This window comes from Deltaproteobacteria bacterium (genome assembly GCA_016180845.1).
In the GTDB taxonomy this organism is placed as follows: domain Bacteria; phylum UBA10199; class UBA10199; order JACPAL01; family JACPAL01; genus JACPAK01.
Genome location: JACPAK010000003.1, coordinates 107,184 through 130,602, shown reverse-complemented (window position 1 = coordinate 130,602; position 23,419 = coordinate 107,184). Strand labels below are relative to the sequence as shown.

Here is a 23,419-nt window from a genome sequence, read left to right as displayed (position 1 = left end):
TTTTTTATCATTCAATTACACGGTAGAGATCTTTCAAGATTTGAATGATATGGAATTTAGGGGACGTTGTTCACTAGGAATGTGTCGGTTAAAAATCAGGGCAACCGTCTTGCCGCCACGCGAATCTCCGGAATCTTCCTCTCTTCCGATTGATAAAAATAAATAATTTCAGATAGATAACCTTGTATTTTCTAAGGCATCAAAGGCAACTTAACGCCGCCTTTTAACCGATAATAAACTTATGAGTTTCCCGGAAGAAGTGAAATACCACCTCGATCCATCCGCTGTTCGCATCTTTCAAGAATTGGCCGATCAACATCCCACCAAAATCGATAATGATGGAACGCTGACTCATGAGGAGGCGCTCGACCTCTTTGATCAGGATCAGGATGGCCGGATTTCCGGCAAGGAGCTTTTTTCCGCCCTTGCCCCTCTGACGGGGTTGCTGATAAAAAATTTTGAGACAGTGGAACGGTATCTTCGCCCCCTGACCCTCATTGTTTCAGAGGATGATGTATTTGCAGAAGCGCGGCGGGAGGCCGGGGGTAACGCCTGGATGGTTGGGGCCAGATACTTCGCAACTCCCGCAGTGACACGAAATCCTCTGCCAATTCCGAGCAAACCGTCGGATGAAGAGATTGCAAGATTGATCTCTGCCGTTGACTTGGCCGAGACCGAGCAGCGCCTCAACGATCTTCTTGTGAATCATGGTCTTCCCTCACCAGCCGACCGATCGCAGCTTTCGGAGGAAGAAAGCAACCAGCGGGTCGACTGGGTTTTATCGTGGCTCTCCATCGAGGGATATCAACAAGATCTATTCATGGCCTTGATGACTCAATTTCCTCAGATGAGTGAAGATCGGAAAAATCTGCTATTTGATTATGCCTTGCCATTCTCCCACCCGGCGAATGCGGTGGTCCTCCTTGACAGCCCCCTCTCCCGAAATCAGCAAGAAATGATATTTCATCATATCATGATCCGCGGAAGTGAGACCGACATTCTTCAGTTGGAGCGGCGTGACCCAGAACTTATGCATCGGCTCCGATCGCAACACCATTATGTGGAAAAAGCCGGTTACGTTCAGGATCTTGGTCGCGAACATTTTGTGGATCATCTCCCCGATGAGGCAGATGAAGTTTCTATTCATGTCCATCCTTTTTTCTCGATCATTGAAACTTACAAGCCACGTTCGCGCAGTGAGCTGCTGCAAGTCATAGAAAAGCTGGCTGCAGAGGGCGATTTTTTTAAAGCGCTGGACCTGTATCAGGAGCTTCAGAGGATTGACAGCTTGGTGAAGGAAGGGAAGCCGATCCTTTTTGTCCTCGGCTATTACGATAGTGGTGAATTAAACAGAGATCGCTATATGAAGCGGTATACTCATTTATTGAAGGATGTCCTAGGAGGATATCAGAATTTCTATTTTGTGGAATCGGCTCAATTTGGTTCAGGAGACCTCGTGGGCTACAATAGGCCGATCTTGGCCACAAAGCTTGACGGAAAACGTCTTACCTTTTCGGGAGGATTTGTTGATCGCTGCCTGGAAAGAGCGGTTGTGTCACTTGCAGGATGGGGGTTGACAGGAGGGTATCATGTCGCAGGTTCATCCGTTCAGGAAGGGGATCTCCAAGTCCCTATAACCGCAGCACCGCTTCCTCGTTTCGACAGAGGCGTTGCTTCCCTCGATCATTTCTTCCGCCAACACGCCAATTTGATTTCTCAATACGACCGTGTCGTGGATGAGATGCTACGCGCTCCGTAAAAAAACAGCATCAAACCCACTTTGGGCAGATTTTAAAGAAATCAAAATTTGGACTAAACACCCTCCAGAAGGCCTTGCAGCAGAGAGACCGCCGCCTGGTGTTTTTCGGGTGAGAGAGAACCAAACCGTTTGATCAGGATCCGCTGATGAATGGAATAAACCTTGTCGGCACGGAGTTGGCTTTCTTTAGGTAAGTTCCCCGAAACATCCCCTTTGGAAAAGATGACACCATAAGGATTTTTAGGGTCGATTTGAGAAGTAATTGCCATCACAAGACAGTCGGGATGGGATCGATTGTACTCGTCGTTGGAGAGAATCAGGACCGGTCTCCTCTTTGTAGCGCTTAGATCGGAGAATGGGATCGGAACAAGGTAGATCTCTCCTTGCTTAGACATGATTCCAGGTCTCGTCGTCAATCGGGTTGTCCCAAAAATCAAGACTCGTCATCGCTGCCTGTTCCAGATCCGGGAATCTGTCCTTGCCCCGAAATCTCTCAAGGTAACGCAAAGCCAATTCTTTGAAGAATTCGCTCCGCTTGCGATGGGTCGCCTCGGCTGCAGCGTCAACCTCCTTCAGTAACCTATCCGGGATCGATATCATCACCCTTGCCATGTAGCTTTTGTATATCATTATCTATAAAATATCAACGATTATATTACAAAAATGATGAATTTTTATATATCTGAGGCAACAGCGGATTAAACCTTAAACACCATCGTCGTCTTCCCGATCCGGATCTCATCGTTCGGTTTGAGGAGATGTTCTGTGATCTTGTTGCCACCGACATAAGTTCCGTTTGAGGAATTGAGATCGACAAGCAAATAGTTGTCCCCGTCGATCTGGATCTGCGCATGTTGGCGGGAAACCTTCGGTTCCTTGAGGACGACATCATTGGCAGGGGAGCGACCGATGCCGATGTTATGATCGACCTCAATCTTTTCTGAAACCTTTCCGTTCTCCATAACGACGAGAGAGGGGGCCGCCTTCTTTTCCTCGAGCGGTACCTTGGCGGTTGATTCAGAAATAGCGGCCTTCTTTTCTGTAATCGTCGGAGAGGTCTTCGGTTCGATCTTCGGTGGCGTTGGCGGAGGGGGTGGTGGTGGTTTCATCGGTACCGGAGCAGGCTTTTGCGATGGGGTTTCCAGCAATCCTTCAAAACGTTCCAGATGGTGACGGACCTCTTTTAACGCCTCTTCGAGCCGTTTGATCTCTTCCGTCTCGCCTTGAGCGACCTTTTCATAATCTTCTGTTGGAAACTCTCCGAGCGAATGTCGGAGTTTTGCCTCTTCCACCTCTTCCACATGAAGCTTGAGATTCGCCTCGACCTGGATCTTTTTCTCCGTGATCGTGACAAGCTCCTGATCCAGATCCTTCTTCAGCCCCTCCATCCGGTTTTTGAGATCCTCCAACTTCTTGAAGTAGTCATTCTTGACTCTGTTGTAGACCGCCTCACTGACCCCCTGCCTTGAGGTCTCAAGTTTTTGTGCCCGGTCCTGGAGGACCTTCTTTTCCTCCTGGATCTTGGTCGCCTCTTCGAGGAGTTTTTCGTTGACGGAGACCCGGAGCTCTTTTTCAGTAAGTTTTGGGACCATAGTGTTCTAAATTAGCGAACTTACTTGAATTTTACAGCTCTCTTGCGCTAAAGTCAATAAAACCAACGGGGGGTAACCGGTAATGAAGAGGCATGCCCATCAGGTGATCCTTATTCTGACTCTGGTCCCTTTGGTGTTAGTCGCCTCTTTTAGCTATATTAAAATTCGTGAGGATCTGACCGATCTGACGTTAGGCCGTTTTGATTCGATCGCTCAATTGTCAGCAAACTCCTTGCAGCGGCATTTCGATTCTCTGAAGGCCTTGGGGCTCTCACTCGCAACGCGTGTGCGATTTATAAACTTGGTAAATCAGGGGAATTGGGAAGAGGCGGTCAAGATTATGGAGGCGGTCCCCAAAAATTTCCCTTACATCGATCGAATTCTTCTTGCCGATCCCAAAGGGGTTTTAATGGCTGACGTACCGCCCGTACCGGAGGTGCGAGGAATAAATTTTTCTCATCGAGACTGGTATCAGGGGGTCAGTCGGAACTGGGAACCGTATCTTTCCAATGCGTACCGACGGACCGCTGCCCCTCAGCGCAATGTCATCGCCGTTGCCATTCCTATCAAGACTGATGATTTGGAAGTGGTTGGCATTTTGGTCATACAGATCAGGCTTGAAACACTGCTGGAGTGGAGTCAAGCGGTGACGGTCGGGCCGAAGGGCTTTATTTACTTCGTCGACCGAGAGGGGAAAATTGCGGCAAGCCCGCAATACCCGCCTCAAGAAGATCTGGTCGATTATTCAGAGGTTCCTGTGGTTCAAAAGGTCTTGCGTGGAGAACGTGGAGTCGGGGTCTTTTTCAATCCGGTGGAAAATGAGGAGAGGGTATCCGCCTACAGGCCTGTTGAAGGGTATGGTTGGGGGGTTATCGCGCAGGAACCGACAAAGTTTGCCTTTCTGCACAGGAATAAGGGGTTGCGATTTGTTCTTATCGTCTATCTTTTTGTTTTTGTACTCAGCCTTCTTCTTTCTTTCATTATCATTCGGATCCTTTCTGAGAGGGAGAGGGCGGTAGCAGTGCTTCGCCAGAGCGAAGAAAAAATCCGACTCATCCTTCAGACCGCTTATGATGCCTTTATCGCGATTAATCGTGAAGGAAGGATTACGGAATGGAACCGGCAGGCGGAGCTCATTTTTGGGTGGTCTCTTAAAGAGGCGATCGGCCGGACGTTGGTAGAAACGATTATCCCCCCTCAGTATCATGAGGCGCATCAGAAAGGGTTAAAGCATTTTCTGGAGACGGGTGAAGGACCGGTCCTGAACAGGAGGATTGAACTTGCCGCCTTGCACCGTGATGGCCATGAGTTTCCGGTAGAAATTACCATTTGGCCCGTCAAGGCAGGAGAGCATGTCTACTTCAATGCCTTTCTTCGTGATATCAGCGAGAAAAGACGCCTCGAAGAATCGGAGAAGAGAAAAACAGAGGAACTGGCACGGTCAAATCAGGATCTCGAGCAGTTTGCCTATGTCGCCTCCCATGACCTTCAGGAGCCGCTTCGGATGGTTTCAAGTTACACCCAGCTTCTGGCCAAGAGATATCAACTCAAGCTGGACAAAGATGCCGATGACTTCATCGGTTATGCGGTGGATGGGGCGAAGAGGATGCAACTTCTGATTCATGATCTTCTTGAGTATTCTCGGGTCAGTGCTGACGCTAAGCCATTTCAACCTGTGGAGATGGGAAAGGTTGTTCGTTTGGTTCTCGACAATCTTAAAATGGCGATTCAGGAGATCAATGCCGAGATGACATTCGATCCTCTTCCAACTGTTTCGGGAGATGAGATGCAGATGGCCCGTCTTCTTCAAAACCTGATTCGGAATGCCCTGAAATTTAGGGGGAAAGAACCGGCTCGAATCCATATTTCTTCAGAAAAGAAAGAGGACCAGTGGGTCTTTTCTGTGAAGGATAACGGGATCGGGATCGAACCGGCATATTTTGAGAGAATCTTCCAGATCTTTCAGCGTCTCCATCCCAGGGACAAGTATCCGGGGACAGGAATTGGTCTTGCGGTTTGTAAGAGAATTGTTGAAAATCATGGAGGTAAAATTTGGGTCGAATCCCAAAAAGGAAGCGGAGCGACATTCTTTTTTAGTTTGCCAGTGATTCCACTTTCGGAAGGAGAACAAGATGTCTGAATGGCAGGAATTTAATGCGAAACCGATCGAGATCCTCTTGGTGGAAGACAACCCCGGCGATATCAGGCTCATCCAGGAGGCCTTCCGGGAGGAGAAGATTATTAACAAGATGCAGATTGTGAACGATGGTGAAGAGGCGGTTGATTATATTTTTGGTCGTGGTTCTCATGTCGGTCGAGTCCTTCCGGATCTCGTCATTCTCGATCTGAATCTGCCTAAGAAGGATGGAAGGGAAGTCCTTCGAGAGGTTAAGAATGATGAAAAAATGAAGATGATCCCTGTGATCATCCTGACTTCATCCCGTGCCGAAGAGGATATCGTGAAGTCCTATATGAGCCACGCCAATTGTTACATTGCGAAGCCGACCGATTTTGAAAAATTTACCGATGTGGTGAAGAGGATCGAGAATTTCTGGTTTACTGTGGTGAGCCTCCCTCCCACAATGAAAGGATAATGTGACAGAAAAGATCCTTAAGATCCTTTTGATAGAGGACGAAGCGGCCCAGGCACGTCTCGTCCAGGAGATGATTCAGGAAGAAGGGAAAGGATCTGTCGAACTGGAGTGGGCCTCCTCGCTGAAGGAGACTCTTTCGAAACTGGATCACAGCTCTTATGACCTTATCTTGACCGATCTTGCCCTGCCGGATTCCTTTGGGTTGGTCACCTTTGAAAAAATTCATGCGAAGACGCCTCATATCCCGATCATTGTCCTGACAGGGACGATTGAGGATGACGAGGTTGCCCTTGAAGCTCTCAAGAAAGGGGCCCAGGATTATCTTTCAAAAAATACAATGAGTGGATTTCTCTTGATGCGAGCGATCCGTTACGCCATCGAGAGGAAAAAACTGGATCAGCTGAAAGAAGAGTTTATCCATACCGTCAGTCACGAGGTGCGGACCCCTCTGACAGTGGTCAGAGGGACGATCGACAACCTTCTTCAAGGGGTTGGCGGGACTCTCTCTGAAAAGCAGGGGCAGATGTTACGGCTTGGGCTTCGAAATCTGGACCGATTGGGAAGGATTATCCATGATGTGCTTGATCTGGCACGCCTTGAGTCCGGGAAAATTCAGATGTCACCGGGATCGGTTGATCTAAAAGATCTTGTTCAGGAATTAATCGACATCTTTGGGGCGGAGGCTCGAGAGAGGGAGATCAAAATCATTTCGGAATTCGAGTCCGGTTTAAAACCTGTGAGGGGAGATCGGGATCTCCTCCTTCAGCTCTTCGTGAATCTTGTCGGGAATGCGCTCCGGTATGCGAGGAGCCGGGTTGAAATATCCGCGAAACTCCTCCCCTCATCCCATGAGGTTTTGGTTGCGGTAGTCGATGACGGTCCGGGAATTCCCAAGGAACGGATCGGGGATCTTTTCCAAAAGTTTGTTCAGGTAGGCCGTCCTTCTGGAGGGACTGGTTACAAGGGGACAGGACTCGGCCTCGTTATTTGTAAGGATATTATCCAGCTTCACAAGGGGAGGATCTGGTGTGAGAGCGAAGAAGGGGCGGGGGCCCGGTTTTTCTTTGCGCTGCCGTTATAGATATGGCGGAAGATCAATTCATCTCGATCGAAAGACTCTCCTTCGGTGGGGATGGGATCGGCAAGATCGAGGGGAAGGTGGTTTTTGTTCCCTTCTCTGTCCCCGGAGATCGGCTTAAAGTCAGGATTGTCGAGAGCAAGGAGCGGTTTAATCGGGGTGAGATTCTGGAGATTATCGAACCGTCTCCACTTCGCGTTCAGCCCCCATGTCCCGTTTTTGGTCGTTGTGGCGGGTGCCAGTGGCAGCAGATCGATTATCCCTCTCAACTCTCTTCGAAGGAACTGATCCTTCGTGAGACGCTGGAAAGAATCGGGGGACTCAAAGGGATTTCTATTCTTCCGATCATTTCATCTGCGCATCCCTGGAATTACCGAAACCGGCTTCAGCTCCATCGGGACTCGAAAGGCCGGATCGGATTTCTGGCGCGTGAGGCGCATGAAGTGGTGGAGTTTGAGGAGTGTTTTATTGCCGATCCAAAATTGAATGAAGCGGTTCAGAGGTTGCGCAGAGAGGCGCCCACGGAACATCGCCTTTTTGAATTGGCGATGACCCATGATTCGAAGGTCACTCTTTCCGGTTTGAAATCGGAAGACGATCGGGCCTTTTCACAGACAAACCCTTCCGTGAATGAAGAGCTCGTCAAGACAGTCTTTCAATTTGCCTTTGGGGGGGCGGAGGCTGCCTTTACCCAAAAATGGAATATCGTCGAGCTTTATTGCGGAAAGGGGAATTTGACATTTGCGCTTGCTCAGGCGGGTGGAAGGGTTATCGCCGTCGATGAATCCAGAGAGGCGCTTAAGGAGGCGGAGGAGGAGGCGAAGAAGAGGAGGATGACCCATCTGGAATTTATCGCAAGTGCCGCCGAGTGGGGGCTCAAGACGGTTCTTCGACGCGGGATGCCTGTCGATATCCTTGTCCTCGATCCGCCGCGGCGTGGGGCGAAGGAGATCCTCGATCTGCTCCTGGTAATCAAACCACGCGTGATCGTTTATGTCTCTTGTGATCCCTCGACACTGGCGCGCGATCTGAAATTTCTTGTGAATCGACATTACGAAGTAGAGATGGTACGTCCGCTCGACATGTTCCCGCAGACGTATCATATTGAGAGTGTAACTAAGCTGGTTCGGAAAAATGGGAATTAACCTTGCGTGGACCTGGTGATCATTACGGTTGTCATCGTTCCCTGATTCCGGCGGGAGGCTTTCCTCAGGCGGCAGAGAAGCTCGACTCTTCTCTTCCAATTTACCAGAACGAAATTCTGATCAGTGTCGAACGCCTCAATATCGACGCCGCCAGCTTCCATCAGATTCGGACCGCGGCGCACGACAGCGAAGATAAAATCCGTCGGCAGATTTTAGAGATCGTCCAGAAACGGGGGAAGATGCACAATCCGGTCACGAATTCCGGCGGGATGCTGCTTGGGACTGTGAAGGAGATCGGGCCTAAAGTTTCACACAAGGGGTTTTCCGTGGGAGATCGGATCGCGACGTTGGTTTCTCTGACCCTGACCCCTCTCGCGTTGGAAGAAATTCAGGAGATTGATCTGGAAGGAGACCAGATTGCTGTGAAAGGGGATGCGATCCTCTTTGAAAGTGGGATTGCCCACAAAATCCCGCCCGATCTTCCTGAAAAGATCGCCCTCGCGGTTTTTGATGTTTGTGGGGCCCCGGCGCTCACGATGCATCTCACGCATGTCGGAGAGACGGTTGTTATCTTCGGAACGGGGAAGGCTGGGCTCCTGGCTGCCGCGGCTGTTCGGAAGAAAATCGGTCATGCCGGTCAGATTTTTCTTTTCGATCGAAGTCCGGAGGCGGTCGAGGCGGCGAAAGGGCTTTCTTTTATTAATGATGCGATTGTGGTCGATGCGACCGATCCGAAGTCTGTCCGTGAGGTGGTCAGTGAGAGGACCGGATCGCGAATGGCGGATCTCGTGATTAATTGTGCGAATGTTCGTGGGACGGAGGTCTCTTCGATCTTGTCTGCGAAGCGATCGGGGACGGTTCTCTTCTTCAATATGGCGACTAATTTTCAGGCGGCGGTGTTGGGGGCCGAGGGGATCGGTCACGAGACGCGACTCATCATGGGAAATGGTTATTATCCGGGGCATGCCGATTTGGCATTGAATCTCGTGCGAGAAATCCCAGAACTTAAAGTGTGGTTTGAAAGACGGTTTGGAAACCCTTGACGGCTCATTGGGGAAAATGAGATAGTCGCTGAGGTTTTATTAAGTAAGATGAAGGAGTTACGGGCTACCAATCGGAAGGGACGTGACTCCTTAAAGAGACGGGGTACGGACGAGGAAGATTTTTTAAACGATTTTTAATCCCCACCCCGCCAGAAAAAGGACGTATAGTGTCAAAGCTTAATCTGGACCGTGACAAGGTCGAGGGGTGTCGTGCCTCTGCCTCAAAGATCGCCAAAAATATCCAGGATTTTATCCAGAGTCATACGTCGGTTTCTATCGAGCGGACGGTGCTTCGGCTTTTCGGTATTGAGGAGGCATACAAGGACAAGCCTCTCGTGAATCGTGTGATTGAGACGCTGACACCGGAGGAATTGTCACTGGGGATTTGTCACTGGCTCGGGAGGGCGCTCGTTTCTCAGAGAACCACCCCGATCAGTCTTTGTCTTCGGGTGGCTGAAGGGCATCTGCGTCTTCAGGATTCCCCTGAAGTCGCCCCTGAAGAGGCGAAAGAGGCGCTGGCACCGTTGGTGCAGTCGGCCTTGCGTAAGATCGATCAGGCCCGCCAGCACCGCGAGAAGAGGCTCGCCTCCTTCCCTCCCTCGCCACGTCCCTTGAAGTACCTGATTGTGGCGACCGGGAATATCTATGAAGATATCGATCAGGCGAAGGCGGCTGCCAAGGGAGGGGCTGATTGTATCGCCGTGATTCGGAGTACCGCTCAGAGCTTGCTTGATTATGTGCCGGGGGGGGCGACGACAGAAGGGTTCGGCGGGACCTATGCGACGCAGGAAAATTTCCGATTGATGCGAAAGGCGATGGATGAGGTCTCTGACGAGGTGGGTCGCTATATACGCGTTGTTAATTATTCCTCCGGTCTTTGTATGGCTGAGATCGCTGCGATGGCGGCGGTGGAGCGGCTTGATTATCTCTTGAACGACAGCATGTACGGGATCCTCTTTCGTGACATTAACATGAAGAGGACGCTGACCGATCAGTATTTTTCCCGTCTGATTATTGCGCATGCGGGGATCGTAATTAACACCGGCGAAGATAATTATCTCACGACGGCCGAATCGTACCGCGCCTTCCCTCAGGTCCTGGCTTCCCAGTTTATCAACGAACAATTGGCGCTTCAGGCCCACCTCATACCGGAACAGATGGGACTCGGACATGCGTTTGAGATGGATCCTTCAATCCCAGACAGCTTTCTCTATGAAGTTGCCCAGGCCGAGCTCGTTCGAGAGGTATTCCCCAAGTCCCCTATCAAGTATATGCCACCGACCCGACACAAGACCGGAGATATCTTTTTCGGACATGTCCTCGATGCAATGTTTAATCTCGTCGGTGTCATGACGCATCAGGATATCCAGCTCCTCGGCATGGCGACCGAGGCGATTCACAACCCCCTGCTTCAGGATCGATTTATGAGTCTCAAGTCGGCGAATTACATCTTCAATGCCGCCCGAAATCTTGCGGATGAGATCGATTGGTCTCCGAATGGGAAGTTGGTGCGTCGTGCACGGGGTGTTCTGGAAGATGCGCAAATACTGCTTCATAAGGTGGAAAGAATGGGGCTCTTCAAGGCGATTCAAGAAGGGCTTTTTGCGAACATGCAGCGGGAGATCGATGGAGGACGAGGTTTGGATGGGATGCTTCGTAAGGGATCTCACTACTGGAATCCGCTTCAGGAGGCGCTTGAGGAAGAGAGGCCAGAAGAAACGGAACGTCTTGGAGGTCGTCAGGAAGGGGGAGAGAGGAGGGGCAGGATTCCTGGCCGGAGAAGGGGCCCTCCCCATAGACGTGAGGGGCACCATCCGGAGAGGAGGCGTCGTCCTCGTGGACCCAGCCGTCGTGGAGGTCGTGAGCCCCGTCGTGAATCACACGGGGGAGGAGGTGATTCTCATGGAGAAGGATCTTAAAAAGTTGCGCCCCTATGGGGATCATCTGGATGATGGGAAGGTTCAGATCTCCTTTACTCTGCCGATCCCTCCCTCGGATGAGGCCAAAGAGGCGGCGCGTTGTTATCTCGAAAAACTCGGGCTTCGATATTCCTTGATCGCTTGCATGGAACCGATGGGGGAGGGGTTCTCGTTTTTTGTCGGTTATGGTTACGCCGAACCGACGGTTGATTTCACCGCGATCAAGGTGCCGAAACCGGAATTTCCGCTTCTTTCACGAGACGAGCTCCTGACTCTGGCAAGGGAAAAGATCGGACGCCAGATTGTGGTGGTGGGGGGGACCACAGGCTCTGATGCGCATACCGTTGGGATCGATGCGATCTTGTCGATGAAGGGGATTCATGGAGACAAGGGATTGGAGTATTATCCCTGTTTCAAAGTGATCAACCTTCGGGCCCAGGTTTCAAATTCAGTTCTGATTGAAAAGGCGGTCGCGGCGAAGGCCGACGCGATTTTGGTTTCGAAACTGGTGACCCAGCAGGATCAGCATTTAAAAGATCTGAAAGAATTATTGGACTTGCTCAGAGAGGAAACCCGTCTGCCGGTGTACCTCCTGAAGATTGTTGGCGGGCCGCGCATGGATCATAAGATCGCCCGTCAGGTTGGCTACGATGCCGGATTTGGTGGGGGGACAAAACCATCAGAGGTGGCAAGTTATATTGTCCATGAACTTGTGAAAAGGATGAACCATGAAGGCAAGGAAAGGGTGGAAGGCCAGGATAAGGCTCCACCTAAGAAAAAAGGACGCTCACTACTCGGGTGGCTTGGTGGCGGGGGCGAAGGTTCTTAGGATATAGAAGCGCATAAATTAGACAATTAATTACAATAAGTTACAAGTTATAAACCTGTATTTTTTATTGATTATATTGATAAATAGGCCATTTGCGCTTATATATTCATTAACATGACTCGGATTCTCCTCCCAAGCGCTATTGGAGACGGTCGGCTGGACACACTGCTGCGGGTATTTTCAGAGATCAGGGTTTCAACAACAAAGAGGATCGATCTTGACTGGACCCGTGTCACGGAGATTTTGCCTGCTGGTTATGCCATTCTCGCTTGTCTCTTTGATGCCGCTGTAGAGCACAGCTGTCGGTTGGAGAATGTTTTTTTGAAAAAAAGATTTCACAAAATCCCCCTGATCCAGAACTTGATGAATATTTCACAATTCAAGAGTCTTCCTCGGCCTGGTATTCATGACTCTCGAGTGGATGATTTCATTTTGAGTGGAGGAGAGACCTCTCTAAATATGAATTTCATGGATCAGGTCGAAGCGAAATTTGGGAATCTTCTTTCCGAGGATTTGGCCTTCTCTTGCCGGCTTATTTTTAATGAACTGATGCAAAACAGCGTCGACCACTCCACAGCGGAGCGTTATTATGCCTATGCCGGTTCTTGGAAGACCGAGTTTCATATCGGAGTTCTCGACATGGGGATTACGATTCCCGCGAAACTGGAACAAAAATACTCCTGTGCTAATGACGTTGAGTATCTGATGCTTTGCCCTGAGGTTGGTATCAGTACGAGACGGCAAAGACTCGGGGGATTAGGGCTCAGTCATACCTTGGATTTGCTGAAAGGGCACCAAGGGAGACTTATCATGGTAAGTCGCGACGCCCAGATGAGGCGTTATTTTAAGAGACGACACATTGTGAGAGGCAGGCTCAAACACAGGCTGAACGGAACCTGGTGCTTTACGAGGTTTCCTTTATGAAAAAAATCAGCATCAAACAGGCATTTCACGATGATTACGTGTCCAGAGTTGCTGGTGAGAGATTGCGTCATCTCATTGTCGAATCGGTTCAAAATAAGGAATCTGTTTGTCTTGACTTTGAGGGTGTGGTGATTGCCAGCACTTCATTTTTTGACGAAGGAATTGCGAAGCTCGCCTTGGAGGGATGGGATCAGGAGCTTCTCAAGAAATGGGTCCGCTTTGAAAGAGTCAACACCCGCGATCGGAAAGTTATGGAAAGGGTGTGCGAGTTCCGGGGTCTAAAGATCGACTCTTAAAGGACGCCCATTACTCGGGTGGTGGGGGTGTTTCTCCGGGAGCTTTTCTCTCATCTGGTTTTTGTCTAGACGTAACAGAAGAGCAATTGCCCCTAGTGCTGCAATTCCAGTGAGAGTTATTTTTGTTGCCATATTCATAACAAACTCCTTTTTGTTTTAAGTGACGGATTGTTTATCGTTCGGGACCAAATAAAGTTTCCAAGTTATCACCCCATTCCATCACTTTTCGTACCCTTGAAAGGTACAGTCCCAGGTAGATTTTTTAGTCTTGGAGCCAGAGACTTTTTCCGATAGGGAGAGTTTATGCCCAAATCACGAATCGGTTGGAAAGCAACAATTCGCAAGAAACTAGCTCAAAAGGACGCTCACTACTCGGGTGGCTTGGTGGCGGGGGCGACAATACTTGAACTGTTCGGTGATGCGGCGACAGAACTCTGTCTCCGTGAGACCCGGGGAAAAGACGAGGGGCTTTTTTGTGCCTATTCCTCAGTTGAATTCCTGAAGCCGGTCTATGCCGGAGACACGGTCGAGGTCACTGCGAAGATCATTAAGGTAGGGAATACCTCCCGCACGATGCGGTTTGTTGCCAAAAAGTTGAGACCTCGCAGACAATGGGTGACGAAGGCGGTGGGGACTGTCGTGATCCCGTCTTTGAAGAACTAATCGGCCAGCGGAAATAATTTTTCGATCTGGGATCGATAGCGGGCCATCTCCTTTGCGTAGAGGGTCAAAGGCGGCTCATCTAAAATCGTTTTTTCCGAAAGAATCTTTTGGACCATCTGGAGGGCTGCTTTTTCTCTCAACTGGATTTCGTCGAGTTTCGGTGATTCTGCTTGAAGAGCAGCCTCGACCTTCATTTTTTCGAAATGATAGGCGAATTCTAATTCGCCAGGGGATGTCGAGGGATCGATACCGAGAAAATTGGCCATCAGATGATGTTGAATCTCCCAAAAAATTTGATCAAGCGTTTGTTGGAGAGAGCGTACGGTCTCAGGATCACGCATGGCGGTCGCAGGACGATACTTCGCCCAGATTCGAAAGGCGGTCTCGGCACGCTTGGGATCGCTTCGTGACCATCCGGCGATTTGCTGAAGGAGATACAGATTGAGATAGATCTCTTCGAGATGGGCCAACGTTGGATCCCCCTTGGAATACAACGCCGCCTCGAGGGCGCGATATTCAAAACCGAATTTCTCCGCGAGCCTTGCGCGGCCGATCTCTCGAGTGAGTAAAAGCTCCGCGAAAATTTCTGCGCTCGATGGAGGTTCACCCAGCTTTTGAAGCGCCTCTGTAATATTGTCAAGGGTGACAACAACCGTCCGGAACGGATCTCTGTAAACCAATTCCTTGGATGCATTGATCAGTGAATGAGGGGTTTTCAGGAAGAGGAAGCGATGGGGTCTTTGACCAATCAAGACCTCCCTTTCTTCAATCAATTCACCACTGAGAAGCCCCTTCTGCCCATCAAGCCCATGAATAATCAGAATCCGGTGTGGTGAGCCGACCTTTGCGACCCTGTTATTGATAAGGCTGCTTAAGTCTTCTTCATCGATTGAATAAGTTTTTTTCCGAAGTGGAACCTGTTTTCTTGTAGGGTCATCTATGATTTGCTGAATGACAACGAAGAGATCGAGTTCCGTCATCTTATTTTTGAAGTGGGTGACGGTCGCCGAGCTGGCAAGATCAACAGCGGTGCTGGAAATAAAGGACAAGACAAAACCGAGATACCGTCCAGCAGGTAGCGCCTTCGAATGGTGAAGGATGAGGGCTCCGGTGAGGGTCGCCAGACCTCCGGAAATTCCTTTCCAAACGGCATCCTCTTCTTTTTTTATCTGGGCAATTCCCCAGGCGGCGAGTCCACCGAATGTCAATCCAAAGATACCTTTCAGAAAAGGGGTTGCGGTGCAGAGTTTATAGAATCCATATCTTTTTGGAGAGAATCGGAAGAGAATCTCCTCGATCTCGCGTTCTTTTTTAAGAGAGAGGGCGCTTTTGTTGCCAAGAAAATGGGAGAGTGCAGGGATAAGAAGGGCTCGACTGACACTCGAGATCGGATCAAATACCATCTGCAAAGGCTATCGAATTGATCGAGAAATAGTTGTGCCCCTTTCGTTAAGAGTGTTATGGGGAGGCGGTGGAAAAGGTTATTATCACAGCAGCGTTGGTTGGGGCCGAGCTCACACGCGAACAAACCCCTTATTTGCCACTGACCCCCGACGAAATCGCCGAGGCGGCGAGACTTTCTGCAGAGGCGGGTGCGGCTGTCCTTCATATCCATGTTAGGGATGATCAGGGGAGACCCACGAACAGTGCGGGTCGGTTTCAAGAAGTCTTGCGGGAGATTCGTGAGAAATGCCGCCCGTGTCCGCTTTTGATGGTTTCGACCGGTGGGGCGGTTGGAGATTCGTTTCAGAGTCGCGCGGAACCTCTCGAGGCCGGTCCTGAGATCGCCTCACTCAATGCCGGATCGGTGAACTTCGGGGATGAGGTTTTTTCCAACCCGCTTCCGTTTATTGAATTCCTCGCGAAGCGGGAATTGGAGAAAGGGATCAAGCCAGAGATCGAGGTCTACGATCTCTCACACATTGAGACCGCTATCCAACTCATTGAGAAAGGGTTCATTAAGAAACCGGCCCAATTTCAGTTGGTGATGGGGGTTAAAGGTGGAATTGCGGCGACGGAGGAAAATCTGCGCCTCTTTGTTTCTCGTTTGCCGGCAGGGTCAAGCTGGACGGTCGCTGGTATTGGCCGCAATGAATTTCCGATGGCGGAACTGGCAATTAAATTAGGTGGAAATGTCCGAGTGGGACTCGAGGATAACATCTATCTCGAAAAAGGGGTTTTGGCGAAGGGGAGTCATGAGTTAGTCAAAAGGGTGGTCGAACTCGCTGATCGTTATCACAGAGAAGTCGCCTCGATTGAAGAGGCGAGAAAGATTTTATGCCTGGCATAGGCGTTGTTCTCAATCCTCATTCAAAGCGTTATCGAAAATATCCTCAAAGGCTTAAACGGATGGGGTTTATTGTCGGTGAGCGCGGCGCCTGCGCCGAGACCAACGACCACTACGACATCCGTCGGGTGGCCCAGGAGTTTAAGCAGAAGAATATCGATATCCTCGCGATTTCGGGGGGGGATGGGACGAATCATGTGACCCTCTCGACCTTTATCGAAGTCTATGGGGATCAACCTCTTCCCAAGGTCACTTTTTTAAGGGGAGGAACCCTCAATACGATCGCCTCGGCCTGCCATATCTATGGGACACCCGAAAAGGTTCTGACCAATCTCCTTTATAAATATCATGAAGACGAGCCTTTTGAAGAGACGACCATTCATATCATGCGGATTAATGGAAAGTACGGTTTCATCTGGGGGTGTGGCGTTATCTATAATTTTATGCGGGCCTATTATGCGAAGGGGCAGCCATCCCCCTTGCAGGCTGGCTGGACATTGGCAAGATCGATCGGTTCTGCCTTGATCAATGGTCCGTTTGCCTGCCAGATGTTTGAGAGGATGGATGCCGAGGTTCAGGTGAATGGCAAGAAGTGGGCGTTTAAGAATTATTCAGCGATTTATGCCGGTTCGATTGAGTTTTTGGGGCTCGGATTCCGGGTTTTTTATCATGCCCATGAGCCTCGCAAGTTTCATGCGGTTGGTTTTTCCCTCCCTCCACGTAACGTTCTTCCTTATGTGCCGCTTATGTTTTTGGGTCGTTCCTCCGGTTGTCCCAATCTGATTGAAGAGCCGGCTGATCGGATGCTGGTTCAGCTGGAAAAACCGGTCGGTTTTACGATTGACGGCGATATGCATCCCCCGACGGATCGGTTTGTACTTGAGATGGGGCCTCAACTCAAAATTATTGTTAGGTAACTGGCACACGATTTGCTTTATTAGTAGATAGGATGGTATCAAAGTTCATTATAATGATTAATAGGTTCATGTTCCCTCTCAAAATGATAATTTTTATCATTGTGATAACGACTGGGGGATTTTTGTCCTCTGGTTGCGAAGAGGACCAAGGCGAACCGCCAAACCCTTCGACTGTTCAGACACCCAGTGAACCATTGAGCGACGAAGATCGGCAACTTCAAGAGGCCCAGGAGGGGGGTCCTCATCATGGTCCCAAGCAGCCACCGCCGTTGACCGATCCCGAGGTCATCAAAGATTCAGGGCCTGAGGTCTTGAGCGCCTTTCCCCCGGAGCTTGATAAGGATGCCGATGGGGTTGTCGATGAGGCGTTACCGAATCGACCCGATCTCCCGATCGACAATTGCCCGAAATTCTTCAATCCCGAACAGGAAGATGAAAACAAAGACGGTATCGGCGACGCCTGCCAGTAACTTTCATTGAAAGCTGATTTTTATCATGATACGCCCCCAGCATGTCACTCGGTATCGGCCTTATCTCAGGCACATCGGCTGATGGGATTGATGCCGCGCTTGTCGATATTTCTGAAAGCAGAGGAAAAGTTCGAATTAAACTCCGATCCTTTGCCACCTATCCCTATTCCAAACCAATTCGAAAAAGAATCCTGGAGGTCTCGACTCCAAAAGGGGGGTCGACCGAAGAGATTTGTCTCCTCAATTTTGAAATCGGTGGGCTCTTTGCTGATGCGGTAAAGAAGATTTGTCGAAAGGCCCATCTCACTCTTCGGAAGATTGATTTCATCGGCTCACATGGTCAGACGATTGGGCATTTTGGGGAAAGAGGGACTTTACAGATCGGCGAGCCGTCGATTATCGCTGAAAGAACAGGGGTCACGACAGTCGCCGATTTTCGCCCCCGCGACATTGCTGCTGGAGGGGAGGGGGCGCCACTCGCCCCGTATCTTCACTATCTCTTGTTCTCTGATCCAAAAAGAAATCGAGTGGTGAACAACATTGGAGGGATCAGCAATCTCACCTTCCTTCCCAAAAGGGGTCGAATTGAAAAGGTCTTGGGTTTTGATACAGGCCCCGGGAATATGGTCATCGATGGGATTGTCGAGATTCTTTCCAAAGGGAAGAGGCACTATGATCAGGATGGGCGAATCGCGAGCCGCGGTTTCGTTTCCCTGAAACTTTTACAAAACTTGTTGAGACACCCCTTCATTCGAAAGAGGCCACCGAAGAGTGCTGGTCGTGAGGAGTTCGGAAAAATTTTTGTTAAAGATTTTTTGATGAGGGGCCGAGCGTTGAGACTGCGCGATGAAGATTTGATCGCCACCGCGACCGCCTTCACCGCTGCGTCGATCGCTGAAAACTATCGTCGTTTTATTTTTCCGAGAGCGATTCCAGACGAGATTATTTTTTGTGGGGGTGGGGTTCATAATAAAACCCTGATGCGGATGATTCGGATGGAGCTTCGTGGGGTTAAAACATCAACCTACGAGGAGCATGGGGTGAAGATCCCTTCGGATGCCGCCGAGGCGGTCCTTTTCGCGGTGCTCGGTTTCAAGGCTTTAAAAGGGGAGCCGACCAACATCCCCTCCGTGACTGGGGCTAGTCGTCCTGTTGTTTTAGGAAAGATCATTCCAGGAAAGAAAGTTTCACACGTCTCGTACTGAGATCGTTTTCGGCCTGACGGTAGCGATCCATCGTGCCGAGGTCATTCCAGTACCCTTCGTAAGGATAGCTGTAGACCTTTTCTCCAGCAGCAAGCGCAGGGAGATACCCCTGACGGACGATACAAGAGGGGCCTCGGTCTGGGAGGTAGGCCAAAAGCTTTGGCTCAATCACCTGCACACCGGTATACATCATCGTCTTCGTGCCGGATCCTTCCTCTGACTTTGCTGTGCCAATCGAGAGGATTCTTCCCCCGCGTCCGATTTCCAGCGGGCTAAACTCGGAATTTTCATCGCGTGTCCGAACGACCATTGTGGCGATTCCCTTTTTCCTCTGATGATGTTGAATGACTTTCTTGAGTGGCAGATCGATCAGGACGTCACTGTTGATAACGATGAGAGGTTCTCCGCGAAAAAACTCAGCGGCCTTTTTGATGCCACCCCCGGTTCCCAAAATTTCCTTTTCCCACGAATAACGAATCTTCATCCCGAATTGTGAACCGTTACCCAATTCCTTCTCAACCAATTCGCCCAGGTGATAAAGATTAATCACGACCTCATTGAGGCCGCTGGCCTTCAATAGTTTGAGGCTATAGAGGATCATCGGTGACTGGGCGACTACAAGAAGCGCCTTGGGTGTCGAAAGGGTTAACGGTCTTAACCTCGTTCCAAGACCAGCTGAAAGGATCATCGCCTTCATAGGTTAGATTGCTTGAAACTCTGGGACATATTTCCTCAGAACATTAAAAAGTGGACTCAATTCCGGCTGCCTTTCCAGCGCCTGCCGGACATAGGCGAGACTTGTCGGAATATGCTTCAAGAAGGAAGGGTTTTTTTTGACGCGATCAATATAAACAAAACGCCCCGCGTCCTTCAGTTTTCTTTGAATTGTTAGCCAATCAAACATTTTTTTAAATTGCCCTCGATCTTGCGTTGCCTCGATTTTTCCCTGGATTCGATCCAGATAGTAATTGATCAAATCCTCCACGAGCGACCATTCAAGCTCTATATACGAATCCCGCAAGAGGGCGACAAGATCATATTGAGGGGGGGCCAAAAGGGCGTCTTGAAAGTCAATCAATCGGAGCGTTTCCCCCTGGAGCATCAAATTCCGGCTTTGAAAGTCTCGATGGGTCAGGACATAAGGGAGGTCAGATAGGACTCGACTGATCTCTCTTGTTTTGACGGTGATCCCTTGCCGATCTTGAGCGACAACCTTTACCCCCGATCGTGATTCAATCCCATATTCCACGAAGTGATCAAACTCCCATTGGTAGAGGGTTTGATCAAATGATCGCTGAAAGGCGATACATTCTTTGTCTGGAGTTTGCGTCAAGGCCTGAAAATCAATGAGAAGGTCGATTGCGTTTCGGTAAAGTCCTGCTTTCTTCTCCAAGGAAAGTTCGCGAACTCGTTTTTCTACTGTATCATCTCCCAAGTCTTCCAGAAAAATTTGTCTTTTGACCGGGTCATATCCCAGGACCTCGGGGACGGGGATTCGGTGATTTCGGAGATAACGGGCGATGTTTAAAAAGGGGGGTTCCTGGGGAGTCGAATTTAAATTAGTGATTTCTTCTGAGGCGGAGGATTTTCCCTCCGGGAGTTGCATGATAATTCGTGTCTGTCCCTTATCATCGATTTCACGGAAATAGGTCCTGTAAGAGGCATCCCCATGCAATTTGACCATTTTCATGTGGGCAAACTGGAACGGCGACGCCTCGATGTCAATATATGGATTTTGTCTTGAAGACCCTTCCGGTGAAAGCGACGGATTTCTTGAACGAGCTCGGGACGGTCGAGCGGATGTAAGGTTTTTGCCAGAATATGGCAATACTGCCACGCGAGTTTGTTGGCGAGATCATAACGATTTCTGTCCTCAAGATTCATGGAGGGGACGAGATGGTAGTTTTCGAAGAGTGAAGCAGTGAGCCGATGACGGGCAGGATTTTTTTGTTGTTTCTCGAGGACGAACAAGCAGAGGACAAATTTATCGACCTCTGCCTGAAGTTCGAGCTCCAGCGAAGAGACGGATCTCTCCTGACTCCATCGGGTTAAGACAAAGAGGAAATGGCTTACCCCTTCTACCGCTGTACAAAAATCATCGAGATTATGAGGTCCAAGTTCCTCAAAAGGGGAGGTGACTTCTAGCCGTTGAAGAATCTCTTCGGCGATATAAAGGCCGATTTGAATTTCAGAAGGTTTTTCGATGACCAAAAGGGTTTCTTCGAGAGGGCGCCGAAAATGAGGATGGTTTAATCGAACTGTTTTTTCATTAATGAGATAGTCTTGTACCGAGTCGAGTTGAGGGAGACGATAAATTTCCTCGAATTTTTTTTGTATTTTATTCAGTGTGTTCATTGAGGTTTTGTGGGGACACCAGAAATTGCCAGAATCCCTTCTTCGGAGAGGCGTTGTTTGGCACGCTCACTTCCGGTTTTAAGCCACATTTCGTAGATTCGAAGAAGATCGCTGTTATTTAAAATTTCACTTTTTTCACTGACTTCAGAAAGGACATCGACATAGGAGACAAAACGCTTGGCAAGTTCTGTGTAAATCTCTTCGAAGGCCGGTTCTCGACTTAAGATATGGGAGAGATGATCGTAGGCCGATTCTCCCATCTGAACATAGTAGTCAACATTGACGAGCTGGCGTTTTAGGGAGTCGGGAAAAAATCCAACAGTAAATAAGGAGAGATCCCCAATCCGTTTCAGAAGTGGAATCCTTCGAATCGGTTCGACATCGAGTGCCTCGCTGAGGAGAAGGGCGAGCGCTTGCTGATGAAAACCGTCTGTTGTTTTGGCGTAGAGCTCTTCTGCCTTGACGTAATCCCCCAACAGTCTTACCAAGTAAAACTCAACCCCCTGAGGCGGTTTGAGGTTTTGGTGCCCTAGGGCTTCCTGAACCCGTTCCCGAAAGAACTCGATGGGGGTAAGTGACGTGATCTTCTCCCTCATCATTGGTTCCTATTATACGTGTTTTAAAAAAAACGGTGAAGGACTTTTTTTTAAGCAACTTTTGGAGGGGGAAGACGATACCCTAATCAGACATCGATCTTTGATCTTTAAAAGCTTGGGGTGGAGGTAGGAGAAAGGAGAAAGCTTCCACCCTCTAAATCCCCCATCTCCTTTCTCCATTTAAGGCCGTCCCTTCCGGGACGGCCTTATTATTTTTGATTGTTCCTGAACCCTTTAGCGACGATATAGACCTCTGAGGAGCTCTTTCGGGTCGATGGGGGGATGAAGAGCTGGACGTTGAGAAAGGCCTTTTTGAGTTCTGTTTTAAATTGTTCAAGCTCTTCCCCAGGGAAGATCTTGGCAACGAAATCCCCCTGTTCTCTTAAGACAAAATGGCAGAGTTTAAAGGCCTGCTTGGCCAGTTCGTAAGAGCGGTATTGATCCTGGAATTTGATCCCGGAGAGGTGGGGGGCCAAATCAGAGACAAGCAGATCGACGCGTCGACCGAGACCGGCCAAAAGTTGATTAGCGGTCGATTCATTTTGGATATCTCCCTGGATAAAGGTGGCATTTTTGGGGAGGGCAGAATTCATCTTCTCTATATCGACTCCAACGATCGCCCCCTGTGGGCCAATTTCCTGGGCAATAAACTGCAGCCAACCTCCCGGGGCACAACCGAGATCGACAACATGGATTCCAGGTTTAAGGAGTCGGAATTTTTTGTTCAGGTCTTCCAGTTTAAAATAGGCCCTCGATTTGAGACCCAACTTTTTTGCCTTTTGATAATAAAAATCCTTGCGTTGATAGCTATGCTTCGCCATGACGCTGCTTATAGGAAAAAACGATTGCAATTTCAAGAGGTTGATTAGTCAGAACAAAGAGAGATTTTTTGGGGGGTCTGGGTCTTTCCAGGAGACTGGGATCTCTATTTTTGAGGTTTTATCCTTTGAAAAGTAATAGAGTCTCCCAAACTTCTTCCCAAACTCATAGAGATCCTTCGTCAGACGAACGTCATCCAGACAGTATTTCTTGAGGCGCTCCCATTCCCCCCGTTTAAAGAACTCAATCGCCTCCAAACCATGACCGCTTTTGCCTTCACCCAAGGTTGCCTCGGCGAGGCTTTGAAGACTGATCCGATGACCAACCGCTTTTTCGACCTCTTCCAGGAGGTCAAGTGCTGGCAGATCGGCAAGTTTCAGGTTTTTAAAGTAGGGTTGTAGGACAGGGAAGTCGAATCGCTTGATGTTAAAACCGATGACCCGCGGTGCTTGGGACAGAAGCGGTTCGAGACGACCTAACTCGGATTCAAGGTAGCTTTCATATTGGTCCTGATCATAGCGAAAGATTCCGGCCAGAGAGACTCCGAGGGCGCCAAGGTTCTCCCTCCCTCCCACGTCATCGAAGCTTTTTTGCGTCTCAAGATCGAGGACAATCTGGTTCATTTCACGTTACCGATCTCCGGTTTTATTTCCTTTTCGATAATCTTATCAAGATCTTCTTCTTTAATTTGGGAATACCAGCGCCCTTCAGGATAGACAACGATATTGGGCCCTTGGGCACAGATATCCAGACAGCCACTGCGCGAGACCCGAATGACCCCACTTAGGCCATTTTTTTTGACGTAATCTTTAAGTTTTTTGACATACCCATCCCCCATGGCGTGGGGACCACAGCAGATTTCGCCGTTTTCCCGAACGTTTTCACACACAAAGATGTATTTCTTGAAGGCTGGTTTTTGTGTTTTCAT

The 23,419-nt window shown here is 49.4% G+C and carries 26 protein-coding genes; 15 read left to right on the top strand and 11 right to left on the bottom strand.

What is annotated here, in order from left to right; translation table 11 throughout:
* The first annotated feature begins 241 nt into the window (after window positions 1–241).
* On the top strand, window positions 242–1,759 hold the full coding sequence (locus HYT76_06400) for a hypothetical protein (protein ID MBI2083183.1): 1,518 nt from the start codon (window positions 242–244) through the stop codon (window positions 1,757–1,759).
* A gap of 53 nt (window positions 1,760–1,812) precedes the next feature.
* On the opposite strand, the gene HYT76_06395 is transcribed toward HYT76_06400, so the two are convergent.
* From HYT76_06395 to HYT76_06385, 3 genes are all read right to left on the bottom strand, one after another.
* Window positions 1,813–2,154, bottom strand: a complete 342-nt coding sequence (locus tag HYT76_06395; GenBank protein MBI2083182.1) for a type II toxin-antitoxin system PemK/MazF family toxin — start codon at window positions 2,152–2,154, stop codon at window positions 1,813–1,815.
* Window positions 2,147–2,389, bottom strand: coding sequence for a ribbon-helix-helix protein, CopG family (locus tag HYT76_06390; protein ID MBI2083181.1), 243 nt, complete (start codon window positions 2,387–2,389; stop codon window positions 2,147–2,149). The genes HYT76_06395 and HYT76_06390 overlap by 8 nt, the downstream gene beginning before the upstream one ends.
* Before the next feature lie 68 nt (window positions 2,390–2,457).
* Window positions 2,458–3,351 carry an FHA domain-containing protein gene (locus tag HYT76_06385; protein MBI2083180.1) on the bottom strand — a complete coding sequence of 298 codons (894 nt, stop codon included), beginning with the start codon at window positions 3,349–3,351 and terminating at the stop codon, window positions 2,458–2,460.
* Window positions 3,352–3,433: 82 nt separating this feature from the next.
* Between HYT76_06385 and HYT76_06380 the strand changes: the two genes are divergently transcribed.
* The 10 genes from HYT76_06380 to HYT76_06335 all read left to right on the top strand — a co-directional run bounded on the left by HYT76_06380 (window position 3,434) and on the right by HYT76_06335 (window position 13,842).
* On the top strand, window positions 3,434–5,491 hold the full coding sequence (locus tag HYT76_06380; GenBank protein MBI2083179.1) for a PAS domain S-box protein: 2,058 nt from the start codon (window positions 3,434–3,436) through the stop codon (window positions 5,489–5,491).
* Window positions 5,484–5,945 carry a response regulator gene (locus HYT76_06375; protein ID MBI2083178.1) on the top strand — a complete coding sequence of 154 codons (462 nt, stop codon included), beginning with the start codon at window positions 5,484–5,486 and terminating at the stop codon, window positions 5,943–5,945. The genes HYT76_06380 and HYT76_06375 overlap by 8 nt, the downstream gene beginning before the upstream one ends.
* Window position 5,946: 1 nt before the next feature.
* A complete protein-coding gene (locus HYT76_06370; protein ID MBI2083177.1) occupies window positions 5,947–7,026 on the top strand; it encodes a response regulator in 1,080 nt (359 codons plus the stop codon).
* A gap of 2 nt (window positions 7,027–7,028) precedes the next feature.
* Window positions 7,029–8,168, top strand: a complete 1,140-nt coding sequence (locus tag HYT76_06365; GenBank protein MBI2083176.1) for a class I SAM-dependent RNA methyltransferase — start codon at window positions 7,029–7,031, stop codon at window positions 8,166–8,168.
* 2 nt (window positions 8,169–8,170) lie between these two features.
* Window positions 8,171–9,211, top strand: coding sequence for an L-erythro-3,5-diaminohexanoate dehydrogenase (locus HYT76_06360; protein ID MBI2083175.1), 1,041 nt, complete (start codon window positions 8,171–8,173; stop codon window positions 9,209–9,211).
* Window positions 9,212–9,375: 164 nt separating this feature from the next.
* On the top strand, window positions 9,376–11,130 hold the full coding sequence (locus HYT76_06355) for a D-lysine 5,6-aminomutase subunit alpha (protein ID MBI2083174.1): 1,755 nt from the start codon (window positions 9,376–9,378) through the stop codon (window positions 11,128–11,130).
* Complete coding sequence (locus HYT76_06350; GenBank protein ID MBI2083173.1) at window positions 11,114–11,959, top strand: cobalamin B12-binding domain-containing protein; 846 nt, start codon at window positions 11,114–11,116, stop codon at window positions 11,957–11,959. Before HYT76_06355 ends, HYT76_06350 begins: the two co-directional genes overlap by 17 nt.
* A 114-nt stretch (window positions 11,960–12,073) precedes the next feature.
* Entirely contained in the window at window positions 12,074–12,883 is an 810-nt protein-coding gene (locus tag HYT76_06345; protein MBI2083172.1) for a hypothetical protein, read from the top strand.
* The gene (locus HYT76_06340; protein ID MBI2083171.1) at window positions 12,880–13,179 is read left to right on the top strand and encodes an STAS-like domain-containing protein; all 300 of its coding nucleotides are present in this window, start codon (window positions 12,880–12,882) and stop codon (window positions 13,177–13,179) included. The genes HYT76_06345 and HYT76_06340 overlap by 4 nt, the downstream gene beginning before the upstream one ends.
* A 303-nt stretch (window positions 13,180–13,482) precedes the next feature.
* Entirely contained in the window at window positions 13,483–13,842 is a 360-nt protein-coding gene (locus tag HYT76_06335) for a 3-aminobutyryl-CoA ammonia lyase (protein MBI2083170.1), read from the top strand.
* Here HYT76_06335 and HYT76_06330 read toward each other — a convergent pair.
* Entirely contained in the window at window positions 13,839–15,251 is a 1,413-nt protein-coding gene (locus tag HYT76_06330) for a hypothetical protein (GenBank protein MBI2083169.1), read from the bottom strand. The two genes, HYT76_06335 and HYT76_06330, sit on opposite strands and share 4 nt — an antisense overlap.
* A 62-nt stretch (window positions 15,252–15,313) precedes the next feature.
* On the opposite strand from HYT76_06330, the gene HYT76_06325 reads away from it, so the two are divergent.
* From HYT76_06325 to HYT76_06310, 4 genes are all read left to right on the top strand, one after another.
* Entirely contained in the window at window positions 15,314–16,132 is an 819-nt protein-coding gene (locus HYT76_06325) for a 3-keto-5-aminohexanoate cleavage protein (GenBank protein MBI2083168.1), read from the top strand.
* Window positions 16,120–17,046: a hypothetical protein gene (locus tag HYT76_06320; protein MBI2083167.1), complete on the top strand. Its 927-nt coding sequence runs from the start codon at window positions 16,120–16,122 to the stop codon at window positions 17,044–17,046. Before HYT76_06325 ends, HYT76_06320 begins: the two co-directional genes overlap by 13 nt.
* A 122-nt stretch (window positions 17,047–17,168) precedes the next feature.
* The gene (locus HYT76_06315) at window positions 17,169–17,516 is read left to right on the top strand and encodes a hypothetical protein (GenBank protein ID MBI2083166.1); all 348 of its coding nucleotides are present in this window, start codon (window positions 17,169–17,171) and stop codon (window positions 17,514–17,516) included.
* Between the two features lie 41 nt (window positions 17,517–17,557).
* Entirely contained in the window at window positions 17,558–18,721 is a 1,164-nt protein-coding gene (locus tag HYT76_06310; GenBank protein ID MBI2083165.1) for an anhydro-N-acetylmuramic acid kinase, read from the top strand.
* Here HYT76_06310 and HYT76_06305 read toward each other — a convergent pair.
* From HYT76_06305 to HYT76_06275, 7 genes are all read right to left on the bottom strand, one after another.
* Window positions 18,684–19,409, bottom strand: a complete 726-nt coding sequence (locus tag HYT76_06305; protein ID MBI2083164.1) for a nucleotidyltransferase family protein — start codon at window positions 19,407–19,409, stop codon at window positions 18,684–18,686. The genes HYT76_06310 and HYT76_06305 overlap by 38 nt on opposite strands.
* 12 nt (window positions 19,410–19,421) lie before the next feature.
* Window positions 19,422–20,411, bottom strand: a complete 990-nt coding sequence (locus HYT76_06300) for a phosphotransferase (GenBank protein ID MBI2083163.1) — start codon at window positions 20,409–20,411, stop codon at window positions 19,422–19,424.
* The gene (locus HYT76_06295; GenBank protein ID MBI2083162.1) at window positions 20,408–21,076 is read right to left on the bottom strand and encodes a hypothetical protein; all 669 of its coding nucleotides are present in this window, start codon (window positions 21,074–21,076) and stop codon (window positions 20,408–20,410) included. Before HYT76_06295 ends, HYT76_06300 begins: the two co-directional genes overlap by 4 nt.
* Window positions 21,073–21,672, bottom strand: a complete 600-nt coding sequence (locus HYT76_06290) for a hypothetical protein (protein MBI2083161.1) — start codon at window positions 21,670–21,672, stop codon at window positions 21,073–21,075. Before HYT76_06290 ends, HYT76_06295 begins: the two co-directional genes overlap by 4 nt.
* 209 nt (window positions 21,673–21,881) lie before the next feature.
* Window positions 21,882–22,493: an RlmE family RNA methyltransferase gene (locus HYT76_06285; protein ID MBI2083160.1), complete on the bottom strand. Its 612-nt coding sequence runs from the start codon at window positions 22,491–22,493 to the stop codon at window positions 21,882–21,884.
* Window positions 22,494–22,541: 48 nt separating this feature from the next.
* Complete coding sequence (locus HYT76_06280) at window positions 22,542–23,114, bottom strand: ribonuclease H-like domain-containing protein (protein MBI2083159.1); 573 nt, start codon at window positions 23,112–23,114, stop codon at window positions 22,542–22,544.
* Complete coding sequence (locus tag HYT76_06275; GenBank protein MBI2083158.1) at window positions 23,111–23,419, bottom strand: (2Fe-2S) ferredoxin domain-containing protein; 309 nt, start codon at window positions 23,417–23,419, stop codon at window positions 23,111–23,113. The genes HYT76_06280 and HYT76_06275 overlap by 4 nt, the downstream gene beginning before the upstream one ends.

Coding starts and splice junctions, on each gene's coding strand:
- HYT76_06400 (MBI2083183.1), top strand. CDS start 242: ATGAGTTTCCCGGAAGAAGTGAAATACCACCTCGATCCATCCGCTGTT.
- HYT76_06395 (MBI2083182.1), bottom strand. CDS start 2,154: ATGTCTAAGCAAGGAGAGATCTACCTTGTTCCGATCCCATTCTCCGAT.
- HYT76_06390 (MBI2083181.1), bottom strand. CDS start 2,389: ATGATATACAAAAGCTACATGGCAAGGGTGATGATATCGATCCCGGAT.
- HYT76_06385 (MBI2083180.1), bottom strand. CDS start 3,351: ATGGTCCCAAAACTTACTGAAAAAGAGCTCCGGGTCTCCGTCAACGAA.
- HYT76_06380 (MBI2083179.1), top strand. CDS start 3,434: ATGAAGAGGCATGCCCATCAGGTGATCCTTATTCTGACTCTGGTCCCT.
- HYT76_06375 (MBI2083178.1), top strand. CDS start 5,484: ATGTCTGAATGGCAGGAATTTAATGCGAAACCGATCGAGATCCTCTTG.
- HYT76_06365 (MBI2083176.1), top strand. CDS start 7,029: ATGGCGGAAGATCAATTCATCTCGATCGAAAGACTCTCCTTCGGTGGG.
- HYT76_06350 (MBI2083173.1), top strand. CDS start 11,114: ATGGAGAAGGATCTTAAAAAGTTGCGCCCCTATGGGGATCATCTGGAT.
- HYT76_06345 (MBI2083172.1), top strand. CDS start 12,074: ATGACTCGGATTCTCCTCCCAAGCGCTATTGGAGACGGTCGGCTGGAC.
- HYT76_06340 (MBI2083171.1), top strand. CDS start 12,880: ATGAAAAAAATCAGCATCAAACAGGCATTTCACGATGATTACGTGTCC.
- HYT76_06335 (MBI2083170.1), top strand. CDS start 13,483: ATGCCCAAATCACGAATCGGTTGGAAAGCAACAATTCGCAAGAAACTA.
- HYT76_06320 (MBI2083167.1), top strand. CDS start 16,120: ATGCCTGGCATAGGCGTTGTTCTCAATCCTCATTCAAAGCGTTATCGA.
- HYT76_06310 (MBI2083165.1), top strand. CDS start 17,558: ATGTCACTCGGTATCGGCCTTATCTCAGGCACATCGGCTGATGGGATT.
- HYT76_06305 (MBI2083164.1), bottom strand. CDS start 19,409: ATGATCCTTTCAGCTGGTCTTGGAACGAGGTTAAGACCGTTAACCCTT.
- HYT76_06300 (MBI2083163.1), bottom strand. CDS start 20,411: ATGAAAATGGTCAAATTGCATGGGGATGCCTCTTACAGGACCTATTTC.
- HYT76_06295 (MBI2083162.1), bottom strand. CDS start 21,076: ATGAACACACTGAATAAAATACAAAAAAAATTCGAGGAAATTTATCGT.
- HYT76_06290 (MBI2083161.1), bottom strand. CDS start 21,672: ATGAGGGAGAAGATCACGTCACTTACCCCCATCGAGTTCTTTCGGGAA.
- HYT76_06285 (MBI2083160.1), bottom strand. CDS start 22,493: ATGGCGAAGCATAGCTATCAACGCAAGGATTTTTATTATCAAAAGGCA.
- HYT76_06280 (MBI2083159.1), bottom strand. CDS start 23,114: ATGAACCAGATTGTCCTCGATCTTGAGACGCAAAAAAGCTTCGATGAC.
- HYT76_06275 (MBI2083158.1), bottom strand. CDS start 23,419: ATGAAAACACAAAAACCAGCCTTCAAGAAATACATCTTTGTGTGTGAA.